This window comes from Pseudomonas sp. Xaverov 83 (assembly GCF_019352905.1).
Taxonomy (GTDB): Bacteria; Pseudomonadota; Gammaproteobacteria; order Pseudomonadales; family Pseudomonadaceae; genus Aquipseudomonas; species Aquipseudomonas yamanorum.
In genome coordinates this window covers 1-12,757 of record NZ_JAAAFU010000044.1, presented here as the reverse complement: position 1 = coordinate 12,757, position 12,757 = coordinate 1, and the positions used below count along the sequence as shown (strand labels likewise).

The 12,757-nt window shown below is 60.8% G+C and carries 11 protein-coding genes and 1 pseudogene; 9 read left to right on the top strand and 3 right to left on the bottom strand.

Annotation, left to right across the window (positions count from 1 at the left end; genetic code table 11):
- The first annotated feature begins 208 nt into the window (after positions 1 to 208).
- The 3 genes from K0H47_RS15075 (at position 209) to K0H47_RS15065 (ending at position 3,090) form a co-directional block, all read left to right on the top strand.
- Positions 209 to 2,143: an acetyl/propionyl/methylcrotonyl-CoA carboxylase subunit alpha gene (locus K0H47_RS15075; RefSeq protein WP_219273095.1), complete on the top strand. Its 1,935-nt coding sequence runs from the start codon at positions 209 to 211 to the stop codon at positions 2,141 to 2,143.
- Positions 2,144 to 2,214: 71 nt separating this feature from the next.
- Complete coding sequence (locus K0H47_RS15070; RefSeq protein WP_219273093.1) at positions 2,215 to 2,757, top strand: exonuclease domain-containing protein; 543 nt, start codon at positions 2,215 to 2,217, stop codon at positions 2,755 to 2,757.
- Between the two features lie 48 nt (positions 2,758 to 2,805).
- A complete protein-coding gene (locus K0H47_RS15065; protein WP_003183665.1) occupies positions 2,806 to 3,090 on the top strand; it encodes a pyrimidine/purine nucleoside phosphorylase in 285 nt (94 codons plus the stop codon).
- Positions 3,091 to 3,155: 65 nt separating this feature from the next.
- On the opposite strand, the gene K0H47_RS15060 is transcribed toward K0H47_RS15065, so the two are convergent.
- Entirely contained in the window at positions 3,156 to 3,962 is an 807-nt protein-coding gene (locus tag K0H47_RS15060) for an MOSC domain-containing protein (RefSeq protein WP_063028336.1), read from the bottom strand.
- 39 nt (positions 3,963 to 4,001) lie between these two features.
- The gene (locus K0H47_RS15055; protein WP_017479493.1) at positions 4,002 to 4,937 is read right to left on the bottom strand and encodes a chemotaxis protein CheV; all 936 of its coding nucleotides are present in this window, start codon (positions 4,935 to 4,937) and stop codon (positions 4,002 to 4,004) included.
- Positions 4,938 to 5,489: 552 nt separating this feature from the next.
- On the opposite strand from K0H47_RS15055, the gene K0H47_RS15050 reads away from it, so the two are divergent.
- The 3 genes from K0H47_RS15050 to K0H47_RS15040 all read left to right on the top strand — a co-directional run bounded on the left by K0H47_RS15050 (position 5,490) and on the right by K0H47_RS15040 (position 7,806).
- Positions 5,490 to 5,936: a hypothetical protein gene (locus K0H47_RS15050; RefSeq protein ID WP_063033928.1), complete on the top strand. Its 447-nt coding sequence runs from the start codon at positions 5,490 to 5,492 to the stop codon at positions 5,934 to 5,936.
- A gap of 320 nt (positions 5,937 to 6,256) precedes the next feature.
- The gene (locus K0H47_RS15045) at positions 6,257 to 7,150 is read left to right on the top strand and encodes a sensor histidine kinase (RefSeq protein WP_201139669.1); all 894 of its coding nucleotides are present in this window, start codon (positions 6,257 to 6,259) and stop codon (positions 7,148 to 7,150) included.
- Positions 7,147 to 7,806 (top strand): response regulator transcription factor, encoded by a 660-nt coding sequence (locus tag K0H47_RS15040; RefSeq protein WP_063028332.1) that lies wholly within the window; start codon positions 7,147 to 7,149, stop codon positions 7,804 to 7,806. Before K0H47_RS15045 ends, K0H47_RS15040 begins: the two co-directional genes overlap by 4 nt.
- Here the strand turns inward: K0H47_RS15040 and yegS are convergent.
- Positions 7,768 to 8,692: pseudogene (yegS, locus tag K0H47_RS15035) on the bottom strand (lipid kinase YegS); the annotation flags it as partial. The gene K0H47_RS15040 and the pseudogene yegS overlap by 39 nt on opposite strands.
- Positions 8,693 to 8,868: 176 nt before the next feature.
- Here yegS and K0H47_RS15030 point away from each other — a divergent pair.
- The 3 genes from K0H47_RS15030 to K0H47_RS15020 all read left to right on the top strand — a co-directional run bounded on the left by K0H47_RS15030 (position 8,869) and on the right by K0H47_RS15020 (position 12,675).
- Positions 8,869 to 9,045, top strand: coding sequence for a hypothetical protein (locus K0H47_RS15030; RefSeq protein ID WP_003219760.1), 177 nt, complete (start codon positions 8,869 to 8,871; stop codon positions 9,043 to 9,045).
- 72 nt (positions 9,046 to 9,117) lie between these two features.
- Positions 9,118 to 11,277: a mechanosensitive ion channel family protein gene (locus K0H47_RS15025; RefSeq protein WP_093207692.1), complete on the top strand. Its 2,160-nt coding sequence runs from the start codon at positions 9,118 to 9,120 to the stop codon at positions 11,275 to 11,277.
- A 51-nt stretch (positions 11,278 to 11,328) separates the two neighbouring features.
- Entirely contained in the window at positions 11,329 to 12,675 is a 1,347-nt protein-coding gene (locus K0H47_RS15020; RefSeq protein ID WP_219273091.1) for an amidohydrolase, read from the top strand.
- The last annotated feature ends 82 nt before the right edge of the window (positions 12,676 to 12,757 follow it).

The window sequence follows — 12,757 nt, the reverse complement described above, 5'->3', positions numbered from 1 at the left end:
CGCGCCGGGCCATGGATGGCCCGTCGCGGCGGCCCGCGGAGCAGTGCCGGAGTGAGGGAACGCCGAGCCACAGCGAGGCGCCGACAGGCGGGGCAGAGCGTTTTGGTTACTTTTGCGCTTTTCAAAAGTGACCCGCTGTAAGAGCGGAACCATAAGCAGCCGTTACCGAAGAAACGGATATGTACCCGACAAGCCAAGGACCACCACCATGCCGATGTTCAACAAAATCCTCATAGCCAACCGTGGCGAAATCGCCTGCCGCATCCAGCGCACCGCCCAATCCCTGGGCTACCGCACGGTAGCGATCTACAGCGAAGCCGACACCGAAGCCCTGCACGTCCAGATGGCCGACGAAGCCATCAACATCGGCCCCGCCCCGGTCACCCAGTCCTACCTGAACATCGAAGCCATCCTCAACGCCGCCCACCGCACCGGCGCCGACGCCATCCACCCCGGCTACGGCTTCCTCTCCGAAAACCCCGACTTCGCCCGCGCCTGCGCAAACGCCGGCCTGACCTTCATCGGCCCCAGCCCCGAAGCCATCGAATTGATGGGCAGCAAACGCCTCTCAAAACTCGCCATGCTCAACGCCGGCGTCCCCTGCATCAAAGGCTACCAAGGGCCCGACCAGGACGACCCAACCCTGCAACAACAAGCCGCCCACATCGGCTATCCCCTGATGATCAAGGCCAGCGCCGGCGGCGGCGGTCGCGGCATGCGCCTGGTGCACAGCCCCGACACCCTGCTGGAACACCTGCGCACCGCCCGCTCCGAAGCGCAAAACGCCTTCGGCAGCGCCGAACTGATCCTCGAACAAGCCCTGATCGACCCCCGTCACGTCGAAATCCAGCTGTTCGGCGACACCCACGGCAACCTGATCTACCTCGGCGAGCGCGACTGCTCGATCCAGCGCCGCCATCAAAAGGTCATCGAAGAAGCCCCCTGCCCCGTCATGACCGACGAGCTACGCCAAGCCATGGGCGAAGCCGCCCTCAAGGCCGCCCGCGCCGTCAATTACGTCGGTGCCGGCACCGTCGAATTCCTCCTCGACCGCAACGGCAACTTCTACTTCCTGGAAATGAACACCCGCCTCCAGGTCGAACACCCGGTCACCGAACTGATCACCGGCCTCGACCTCGTCGCCTGGCAACTGCAGATCGCCGCCGGCCAGCCGCTTCCCCTGAGTCAGGACCAAGTAACCCTGAGCGGCCACGCCATGGAAGTGCGCCTGTACGCCGAAGACCCGGCCCAAGGCTTCCTGCCGCAAACCGGCGACGTGCTGCGCTGGGAACCGGCGGCCGGTGTGCGCATCGATCATGGCGTGCTGGAAGGCCAACGCATCACACCGTTCTACGACCCGATGCTGGGCAAGATCATCGCCCACGGCGCCACCCGTGAAGAGGCTCGGCGCAAATTGGTCAGGGCCGTGGAAGACAGCGTACTCCTGGGTGTATCCACCAATCAGCGCCTGCTGGCCAGCCTGCTCAAGCATCCCCGGTTTGTTGCCGCTGACTTCAGCACCGGCTTTATCGCCGAGCATTTCAACGACATCGCCCGAACCCACGCGACCCACGAAGAATTGGCATTGGCCGCCGCGCTGTTTTACCAGCACTGCGCCAGCGCTCATTCCAAGCCGTTATCCGGCTGGCGCAACAACGCCAGCGTGCCGTGGAGTTATCAACTGGCCGAACAGGATGAGCCCCGGACAATCAGCCTCAGTGTGCTGGCGGACCATTGCCTGCAGGTCGACATTGATCAGCACGCCGTCGAAATACGCGACCTCACCACCGACGGACGCTGGGCTATCGCCGTGGTCAACGGTATCCGCCGCCGCATCGCCTACCACCTGCAAGGCACTCGGCTCTGGCTGCCTGACGTGTGCATTGATGATCGAACCCAAACCGTTGCCACCCGCCAGACCGAGGCCGGCGACGGCACGGTCAAGGCGCCGATGGATGGGGCGATTGTCGAGGTACGGGTCAGCGAAGGCGATTCAGTTACCCAGGGCCAGCTATTGCTGGTGCTGGAAGCGATGAAAATGGAGCATCCCCTCAAGGCCGGCATGAGTGGTGTGGTCAAGCGAATCCAGGCGGTTGCGGGAGATCAGGTCAGGATCCGTCAGATTTTGCTGGAGATCGAGTAAGCCCTGGGCGGAACTAGCAGGCTTAGCTACGCTCTATCCCCATCAGGACGGGAAGAGTACGGGAACCTGCGATGCCTCATTGGCTGATTATTGATCTTGAAGCCACAACGGATGAAGGCGGCTGGTCCGTGACCGAGATGGAAATCATCGAAATCGGCGTGAGCCTGGTCAACCGCCAGGGCCGTGAGCTGGATCATTTCCAGCGTTTCGTGCGGCCGTTGCGCAGGCCGTTGCTGACGCCGTTCTGCCGCCAGTTGACCCACATCACCCAAGCGAACATCGATGCTGCCGCGCCGTTGAATGAGGTGTGGCCGCTGTTCGAACGCTGGCTCGGTCAACACCAGGCACGCCTGGAAGGCTGGGCGAGCTGGGGCGACTACGACCGCCAGCAACTGGAGCTGGAGTGGCAGCGCCATGGCTTGAGCAGCGTGCTGGGCCAGATGCCCCACGTGAACCTCAAGCAGCGCTTCGCCAAGGCCCGGCGCCTGGACAAGCCCCTGGGGCTCAACGGCGCGCTGCAACTGGCGGGCATGCAGTTCCATGGCCAACAGCATCGGGCGCTGGAAGATGCGCGCAACACCGCACGGCTGCTGCCGTTGATTTTGCCCGCGTAGAAGGCATACTGGCCGACCTTTCTTGACCCTTTTTCCGAGGATTCGCCCATGTTTAAAGTCAACGAGTACTTCGACGGCACCGTCAAGTCGATCGCTTTCGGCACTGCAGAAGGTCCGGCGACCATCGGCGTCATGGCCCCGGGTGAATACGAATTCGGCACCGCCCAGCGTGAAATCATGCACGTGGTGTCGGGCGCGCTGACCGTCAAGCTGCCAGACAGCACCGACTGGGAAACCTTCGCCGCCGGCAGCCAGTTCAACGTGCCAGCCAACAGCAAGTTCCAGTTGAAGGTAGCGGTCGACACGGCTTACCTGTGCGAATACCGCGGCTGATCTTTACGCCGGCCATAAAAAATGCCCGCCTCTTGCGAGACGGGCATTTTTCATTTCAGGGTTGCTTACTCCAGGACAGTCACCGGCATACCGACTTCCAGGCGGCCCACCCCATCGTTGACCAGGTTCTGGCCGAACATCACATCGCCCTCGTGCTCACGATAGGTCTTGAGGGTGGCCAGCGGTTCACGGTCGGCGCTGCGTTCGCCGCTCGCCGGGTCGATGGTGGTCAGGATGCAGCGTGAGCAGGACTTGACCACGCGGAACTCTACATCGCCAATCCGTACCCGCTTCCAGCCGTCCTCGGCAAACGCTTCGCTGCCTTCGATCACCAGGTTGGGACGGAAACGCAGCATTTCCATGGGTCGACCGACCCGTTGGGACAAGTCATCCAGGGACGCCTGGCCGATCAGCAGCAACGGAAAACCATCGGCAAATGCAACCTTGTCATCGTCCTTGCCGTAGCCGGCCTCGGTGGTGCGCGCACGCGCCAGCGGCACTTGCACCAGGCGCGTGGGTTTGCCGATGAATTCGCTGACCCAGGCGCCCGCCTCATCACCGGCATCGGGCACGCGCAAGGTGTCGCGCCAGATGGTCACGCCGCGCAACTCGGCCTCGCTTCCGGGCAGTGGCACGTCGAGGGCAGGTTGGCCTTCGGCGCTCAAGGTCAGGCCACCGGCGCTATTCCACAACGCCGACAGCTGGCTCATTTTGGCCACGGCGCGCTGGGTCAGGAAACGCCCGCTGGCCTCATCCACCAACATCCAGCGTCGATCCCCGTCGAGCCCGAGTGTGTCCAGGCCAATCTGCTGCAAGGTTTCACCCTTGCCGGACTTCAAGGGGTATCGGTACAACGCGCTGAGACGAAGCATGGGCCTGCATTCCTGAGGGGTAAAGCCGTCACCCTAAGCTCAAGCCGGTACTTCGTCCAGCATCAGGCGCTGACGTACCACGTCCACCAACTTGTCGGGCTGGAACTTGGAGAGGAAGTTGTCGCAGCCGACCTTCTTCACCATCGAATCGTTGAAGCTGCCGGACAACGATGTGTGCAGCACCACGTACAGGCCACGCAGGCGCGGGTCATTGCGAATCTCGGTGGTCAGGCGGTAGCCGTCCATCTCGGGCATTTCGGCGTCGGTGAAGATCATCAACAGCTTGTCGGTCATCACCTGGCCGCTGTCGGCCCACCCCTTGAGCATGTTCAGCGCTTTGAGGCCATCGCTGGCAATGTGCATCTTCACCCCCAACTGGCCGAGGGTGTCACGCAGCTGCGAAAGGGCGACGTTGGAGTCATCCACCAGCAGCACTTCACGGCCGCGGGCGCGTTCCAGCACCGGGTCTTCGAGTTTCTCGCGGGAAACCTTGGCGTTGTAGGGCACGATTTCGGCGAGGACTTTTTCCACGTCGATGATTTCCACCAACTGGTCGTCGACCTTGCTGATGGCCGTCAGGTAATGCTGGCGCCCGGCACTCGCCGGGGGTGGCAGGATTGCCTCCCAGTTCATGTTGACGATGCGGTCGACACCGCCCACCAGGAATGCCTGCACCGAGCGGTTGTACTCGGTGACAATAATGGTGCTGTTGGGCCCCGGAATCAGCGGACGCATGCCAATCGCCTGGGACAGGTCGATGACCGGCAACGTCTGGCCACGCAGGTTGACCACACCGCAGACAAACGGATGGCGCTGTGGCATCAGGGTCAACTTGGGCAATTGCAGCACTTCCTGCACCTTGAACACGTTGATCGCGAACAGCTGCCGCCCGGCCAGGCGAAACATGAGGATCTCCAGGCGATTCTCACCCACCAATTGTGTGCGTTGATCTACCGTGTCGAGAATGCCGGCCATTAAAGACTCCTGGGTTTAGCGGATGGATAGTGCTGGTCACTGAAGAGGGTTATCGGCGGCAAAAGCCGGACCTTGACCCCCCACTAAAATGCCATGCAAATCCATTGATGTCACACTGACATCATGCTTTACTGAGCCAGCTTCAACACAACGCCTATCACCGCCGCCGCGTGACCGTAAAGTCAGCGCGAGGTTCCCCTATGTAAGGGATTCCCCTATCCACAATCAGGACCAACCTGATATTCGCGATATCTAATAGCCATTAATGTGACGCCATTCTCATTGCATGAATGGAGTCAGGCTTTTGTTTGCTATCGCAAGCCCGCGGCCTACGGGTCGTCCAGAGACTTACGTCTTGGCAACCGAAGAAGTTGTGCGAACAACCCTGAAGATTATGGGGGGCCCGGACGAGCCTGATCGTTATTCAAATAAATGTCCTACTGAAAAGTCGGATCTGACCTACAGATCTTCGTCATATTTCAGCGGTAGTTTTACGCCATTCACCCGGTGCGACATCTCATCATCCGACGGTATGTTATGGAGACTTGCATGATGAACGACGGCAAAGAGTGGCAACTTGCACTGCCCGAGTTCCTGCTCGAAGCGGAAATGTTGCTGGCCAAGTCTGAAGAATGCTTGAGCCACCTGCATTTGATCCGCAACGACAGCGACGCCATCGACTGCATGAAAGCCAGCCTGATCAAGCTCTCGGACAAGTCGGAAGCCTTGGCCCTGCGGGCGATCAGCGAGTTTTCACGGCATATCCAGTACCTGATCAGTAATGCCGCCAGCCCCTTGCAGCTGCATGACGAAGCACTTGATGCATTGCACAACTGCCTCACATTGCTGGCCTGGCAACTGGAGTTGATCGACACCAAAACCGGCAAACTCAGCCTGGATGAAACCGAACAAACCGTATTGATTGCCACCGTCGTCCAACACATCCCGCAAAGTGACTTTGGCTACACGCAACAGCAACGCATGCCCTACGCCTTTTGAGTCCTCTTCGCATTTATCCGGCAAAAATGTCGCATTCAATCACTGCCTTATCCAAAAACGACAGCCACAACTAATCACAAATGACGTAGTCGTTAGCCGAAAAATATCAATAAGCCACTAACGACAATACCGATACAAAACAACTTCAATGATACAACTCCTCCACTCTTTGAACTCCGGGACTACCTCCCGAGGCGCAGCCGTGATTAATACGCCTCATCAAGCTCGGCGAAAGGCGACCAACGGTAATAGTGGTGGTACCATGCCCCGCTCGAAGTGACTCAACTTCATGATGCATATAAACGTGAAATGCGCCTCCTATGTACGCCAGCCTGAAGTCACTCATCGCAAGGTCCGTGTCCCGAAGCAATGCACGCAGGATGACCCTCGCGCTGTGCCTGTGTTCGTGCCTGCTTAGCCTGTGGGCTTATGCACGCTCGGCCGAGCTTCCTTTAGCCCTGCTGTTATTGAACCTGGCTACCCTGTTGGTGGTGGGCCTGCAACAGTGGCGCTCACGCAAGTCCATCAAGTTCCAGCCCCAGGAACTGGCCGAACGTCTGTTGCAGGTCCAGGAAAACGAACGTCATCGCCTGAGCCGTGAATTGCACGACGATATCGGCCAACTGTTGACCGCCGCCAAGCTGCAAAGTGAATGGCTCAAACGCCGCCTGCCGGAAGACCTGCAAGGCCATTGCGCAGTGCTGTGCAACACCCTCAACGAAACCCTGGCCAAGGTTCAGGATGTGTCGGCCATCCTCAATCCTCGTCAGTTGGCGAGCCTGGGGCTGGAGGCGAGCCTGCGGGCGCACCTGCTCAAGACCCTGGAAAACACCCAGGTAAACTGGAGCCTGGAATGCCATCAACGGCTCACCGGCATCCCGGAAGAAATGGCCGTTGCCGCCTTTCGCATTACCCAGGAAGCCGTCACCAACATGTTGCGCCATGCCCAGGCACGCAACCTGCTGGTGCGCCTGCAACGCCTGCCGGAAGGCCTGTCACTGTCTATCAGCGATGACGGCCTGGGCTTTTCGCCCGCCATCAACCCCGCCCAGGAAGGTCAACGGGGCATGGCTGGCATGTCCGAGCGGATTGATCAACTGGGCGGCACATTGTCTGTCAATAGCCGGCCAGGCTTTGGCACAAGGATTGAAGCGCTTTTCCCCTGGGCGCCCCGCGCCCTCGAACGGGCCAACCCCCATAAGGTTCTAGAGTGACGTGCAACTTACTCCTGGTGGATGACCACTCCCTGATCAGGGCCGGCGTGCGTGCGCTGGTCATGGATATTCCCGGCTACGCGGTGATCGGCGAAGCGAGCGATGGCGCCCAGTTGCTGGAGCGCTTCGACGCGCTGCAACCCGACATCGTGCTGCTCGACCTGTCGATGAAACACACCGGCGGGCTCGACGCGCTCAAGGAACTCAAGCGCGCCTACCCGAAGAGCAAAGTGCTGATCCTGTCGATGCATACCGACCCGGAACTGATCATGTGCGCCCTGGAATCCGGCGCCCATGGCTACCTGCTCAAGGACACCACAGCCAACGAGTTGGAACACGCGCTGCTGGCCTTGCGCAACAACGAACGCTACCTGAGCCCGGCCATCGCCCACACGGTGATCAACCAGGCGCTGATTCGCAATCAGGCCCAGGCCAACCCGCCGCCCCACAGCCATAACCTGACGGCACGCCAGCTGGAAATCCTGCGTTTGATCGTGCGCGGCAAGTCCACCCGGGAAATCGCCCATGGCCTGGGTTTGAGCATCAAGACCGTGGAAGCCCACCGTTCGCAGATCATGAAGCGCCTGCAGATTTTTGATGTGGCAGGCCTGGTGTTGTTCGCGGTGCGCGAACAGATCATCAGCCTGGACGATTAGTCAGCAACGGCGAATCCACCGGCAAATGCACGCGCAGCGCCTGGGGCAAGGCCGAAAAGTGCAAGTCATCACCCTGGAGCGGCTCGCCGTCCAGATTGATCGCCAACCCTTCGGCGACCTTGATTTCGACCCACGGCAAACGCGCACGCACGAACATGTTGTCCAGGCCCCAACCGTCCGTCATCAGGCTACGCAGGGTGCCGACCACTTCCTGAGGCGCCGGCAAGATGCTGATATCCAACAAACCATCATCGGCCAGGGCACCGGGGCACAACACATGACCGCCACCGGCCTGGCGCCCGTTGCCGATACCCAAGGCCAGTAGCTCGCCGCGCCAGTGAAAGTCAGGGCCCTGCAATTCGCCGTAGGCCGCACGCAACTCGCTGAAGCGTGACAGGCCGGTGAACAGGTAGGCTGCGCCGCCGAGGACTTTCTTCAGGTCTTCGGAGGTGTTGGCGGTGACCTGGCTGCCAAATCCGCCGGTGGCCATATTAAGGAAGATCTGCCCACCCACCTCGCCCAGGTCGATGGCACGGGCCGGCGCGTCCAACAAGTCCAGGGCCTGCCCAGGCTCCAGTGGCACACCGGCGGCGCGGGCAAAATCGTTGGCGGTGCCGAGGGGCATCAGCACCAGGCTGGCCTCGGTCTTGGCCCGGGCCATGGCCTCGGCCACATCCCGCAGCGTGCCGTCACCGCCGCCGGCAATCAGCCGCGTGTAGCCATCGGCGAGGGCCTGATCGACAAACCGCTGGGCATCGCCACCCTCCCATGTCACCCGCACGGCCAACTCCCAACCCTGTTCGCGCTTGCCCTGCACTGCAGCCCGCACCTCTTCGTTGAGGGCTTGCTTGCCGTGCAGAATCAACAGTGCCTTGGGTGTGCTCATGGATGAATGCTCCTGGGTTTAAGGTTCCTGAGGGATGTTGACCGTGGCCAATCGAAAAAAAGCCATCGAATGTAGAAATTAACCGGGGTTTGTAGCGTTTCTGACACTGATCAACTCGCACTGGGCAAAATCGACCTAGACTTATACCTATTCCCACCCGACAAGGCCGTCGCACCATGATCACCATGTCCGCCTTCCACTCCATGCTCATCCCCATCCTGACCGGCATGATCCTCCTGGCCATCGGCTTCAACTTCCGCGACAAACCGATCGGTGTGTTCGGCATGTGGATCGGCATGCTGCTGATCCTCGGCACCGTGGTTTACAAGATCCTCGCCAAACTCGCGGAATGACAATCTCACTCGCATTGCACAGGACGGCCTCGTACACTCGGTCAATTCGTCGTTTTTAAGGTTGACCGCCTCGTGCTTGCCCGTCTGTTTGCCCTGCCCTGTTGCCTGCTTATCTGCCTGCTGACCCTGCTGCCCATGGCGCCTGCCCACGCTGTGAGCCTGCCGGGGCTGCTGGGCAGCAACACCAAAACCCAGCCGCAAGCCGACGTCCCGTTGGGCCAGTCCCTGGACGAGGTGATCAAGACCCTGGAGAACGACCAGCAGCGCACCAAGCTGCTGAGCGACCTGAAAAAGCTCCGGGAAACCACACAAAAGGCCCAGCCCGCCGCCGAACTGGGTGTGCTCGGTTTGATCGGCGGCACCCTGTCGAGCCTGGAGCAACAGTTCTCCGGCGCCGACAGCCCGATCAATCGCTGGTCCAGCGAGTTCGACCAGGCCAGGGACGAACTCACCGCACTGATGCTGCCGGCCAGTGAATGGCTGCCGATCATCTTTGCCTTTGCCATGATCCTGATGCTCTGGAGCCTGCTGGCAGCGATCCTGATCTGGCTCAGCCACCGGGTGCGCGAGCGCTTCGGCCTGACCGAAGAACTGCCCCAACACCCCAAGACCTGGGACCTGTTGCGCTTCGCCCTGCGCAAGCTCGGGCCATGGCTGATCGCGTTGGTGATCACCGTCTACATGAGCTACGCACTGCCCTCGTCCCTGGGCAAATCCCTGGCGATGGTGCTGGCCTATGCGCTGGTGGTGGGCACCTGCTTCTCGGCGATCTGCGTGGTCGCGTTTTCCGTGCTCGACGGCCCGCACCGCCACCGCGCGCTGTACATCCTGCGCCACCAGGCCTTCCGGCCGCTGTGGCTGATCGGCAGCTTTGCCGCCTTTGGCGAAGCCGTCAGCGACCCGCGCCTGGCCGAGAGCCTGGGCCAGCATTTGTCCCATGTCGCCGCGACCATCGCCAATGTCATGGCCGCGCTGTCCACTGGCGTGTTCATCCTGCGTTTCCGCCGGCCCATCGCGCACCTGATCCGTAACCAGCCGCTGTCCCGCCGCCTGACCCGCCGCGCCCTGAGCGACACCATCGAGATCGTCGGCACTTTCTGGTACCTGCCGGCGTTACTGCTGGTGGGCATCTCGCTGTTCGCCACCTTCGTCTCCGCCGGCGACACCAGCACCGCCCTGCGCCAGTCGTTGTTGTGCACGGTGTTGCTGGTGCTGTGCATGGTGATCAACGGCCTGGTGCGCCGCCACTCCCTCAAGCCCCAGCGTGGGCACAAGCGCCATGCGCTGTACTCCGATCGCCTGAAAAGCTTCGTCTACACCCTCGCCCATCTCGTGGTGTGGCTGGTGTTTATCGAACTGGGCCTGCGGGTCTGGGGCCTGTCGCTGATCCGCTTTACCGAAGGCGATGGCCATGAAATCAGCGTCAAGCTGTTCGGCCTTGCCGGTACGTTGCTGTTCGCCTGGCTGATCTGGATCCTCAGCGACACCGCGATCCACCACGCCCTCACCCGCTCGCGCAAAGGCCTGGCCAATGCGCGTGCGCAAACAATGATGCCGTTGATCCGCAACGTGCTGTTCGTGACCATCTTCATCATTGCCGCCATCGTCGCCCTGGCGAACATGGGCATGAACGTCACGCCACTGCTGGCGGGTGCCGGTGTGATCGGCCTGGCCATCGGTTTTGGTGCGCAGTCGCTGGTGGCGGACTTGATCACCGGCCTGTTCATCATTATCGAAGACTCCCTGGCGATTGATGACTACGTGGATGTCGGCGGCCACCTGGGTACGGTCGAAGGCTTGACCATCCGTACCGTGCGCCTGCGGGACATCGACGGGATCGTGCACACCATCCCGTTCAGTGAGATCAAAAGCATCAAGAACTACTCCCGGGAATTCGGCTACGCGATCTTCCGGGTAGCGATTCCCTACAACATGGAAATCGACGACGCCATCAAGCTGATGCGCGACGTCGGGCAGAAGATGCGCAACGACCCGTTGCAGCGGCGCAATATCTGGTCGCCGCTGGAGATTCAGGGTGTAGAAAGTTTCGAGTCCGGCAGTGCGATTCTTCGCGCCCGCTTCAAGACCGCGCCGATCAAGCAGTGGGAAGTTTCGCGGGCGTTCAACTTGTCGCTCAAGCGTCACCTCGATGAAGCCGGGCTGGACCTGGCCACCCCGCGCTTGAGCGTGCAAGTAGTGACAGCGGCGGGGGGCGTGCAGGAGAAGGAATAAGCACGGCCCGGACGACGTCAGGATCAACAACAATAATCATGGAGAGTCCTTATGCGTTTGACCGGTCTTACACACCAATGGGTATTCGGCCTGCTGTGCGGTGTCGCCAGCAGTGCGGTCATCGCCGCCAGCAGCGGCCAGGACAGTGCCCGCGAAGAAATCGCCGCCCAGGCGAAAGTGCTGGAACCGGCCCTGCTGGAAACCCGGCGCGACATCCACGCCCATCCTGAACTGGGCAACACCGAAAAGCGCACCGCAGAACTGGTGGCCAAGCAATTGCGGGAGATGGGGCTTGAGGTCAAGACCGGCGTCGCCCGCACCGGCGTGGTCGCAATCCTCAAAGGCGCCCTGCCCGGCCCGACCGTTGCCTTGCGCGCCGACATGGATGCGCTGCCGGTCAAGGAAGTGTCCGACCTGCCCTTCGCCTCGAAGGCCAAGGGGGTGTACCTCGATAAAGAAGTCGACGTGATGCACGCCTGCGGCCACGACGCCCACACCGCCATCCTGCTGAGTACAGCGAAAATTCTGACCGGCATGCGCGATCATCTGCCGGGCACCGTGGTGTTTTATTTCCAGCCGGCTGAAGAAGGCCCGAGCGACTTTATCCCCGATGGCAAGAACACTTGGGGCGCGAAGATGATGGTGCAGGAAGGGGTGATGAAATCACCGAAGCCGGATGCGGTGTTCGGGCTGCACGTGTGGGCCGGTGTGCCTGCGGGGCAGATTGCGTATCGGCCGGGGCCTACCCTGGCGAGTTCGGATGACCTGCGGATCAAGATCCTGGGCAAGCAGACCCATGCGGGGCGGCCGTGGGACGGGATTGATCCGATTACTGTCGGGGCGCAGGCCATCGTTGGGTTACAGACGGTGGTGAGCCGGCGTACGGACATTTCTTCGTTTCCGGCGGTGGTGAGTATTGGCACCATCAACGGGGGGACGCGGTACAACATCATTCCTGAGTCGGTGGATATGAGTGGGACCATTCGCTCTTACGACTATGGCATTCGCCAGAAGCTGCATGCGGATGTGCGGCAGACCGTCGAGAAGATTGCCGAGAGTGGTGGGGCGAAGGCTGAGGTGACGATTATTGAGAAGTATGATCCGACCATCAACAACCCGGCGCTGACCGAGAAGATGCTGCCGAGTTTGCGTTGGGCGGCGAATGGGGATGTGGTCAACGCCCCGTTAGTGGGTGGGGCTGAAGACTTCTCGTTTTATGCCAAGGAAGCGCCGGGGTTGTTTGTGTTTTTGGGGGTGACGCCGAGGAATCAGGATATGAGCAAGGCGGCGCCGAATCATAATCCGGGGTTCTTTGTGGATGAGTCGGCGCTGGTGGTTGGGGTACGGACGTTGGCTTCGTTGGCGACTGACTATTTGTATGCCAATGCGGGGGATTGAGGGTATATCCGGTATTTAGGTAACGGCCGCTTAGGGTTCCGCTCTTACAGCGGCTCACTTTTGAAAAGCGCAAAAGTAAGCA

Bases quoted from the DNA above. Each gene is read 5' to 3' on its own strand.
- K0H47_RS15065 (WP_003183665.1), top strand. From the start codon at position 2,806: ATGTTTAAAGTCAACGAGTACTTCGACGGCACCGTCAAGTCGATCGCT.
- K0H47_RS15070 (WP_219273093.1), top strand. From the start codon at position 2,215: ATGCCTCATTGGCTGATTATTGATCTTGAAGCCACAACGGATGAAGGC.
- K0H47_RS15055 (WP_017479493.1), bottom strand. From the start codon at position 4,937: ATGGCCGGCATTCTCGACACGGTAGATCAACGCACACAATTGGTGGGT.
- K0H47_RS15075 (WP_219273095.1), top strand. From the start codon at position 209: ATGCCGATGTTCAACAAAATCCTCATAGCCAACCGTGGCGAAATCGCC.
- K0H47_RS15050 (WP_063033928.1), top strand. From the start codon at position 5,490: ATGAACGACGGCAAAGAGTGGCAACTTGCACTGCCCGAGTTCCTGCTC.
- K0H47_RS15045 (WP_201139669.1), top strand. From the start codon at position 6,257: ATGTACGCCAGCCTGAAGTCACTCATCGCAAGGTCCGTGTCCCGAAGC.
- K0H47_RS15060 (WP_063028336.1), bottom strand. From the start codon at position 3,962: ATGCTTCGTCTCAGCGCGTTGTACCGATACCCCTTGAAGTCCGGCAAG.
- K0H47_RS15020 (WP_219273091.1), top strand. From the start codon at position 11,329: ATGCGTTTGACCGGTCTTACACACCAATGGGTATTCGGCCTGCTGTGC.
- K0H47_RS15030 (WP_003219760.1), top strand. From the start codon at position 8,869: ATGATCACCATGTCCGCCTTCCACTCCATGCTCATCCCCATCCTGACC.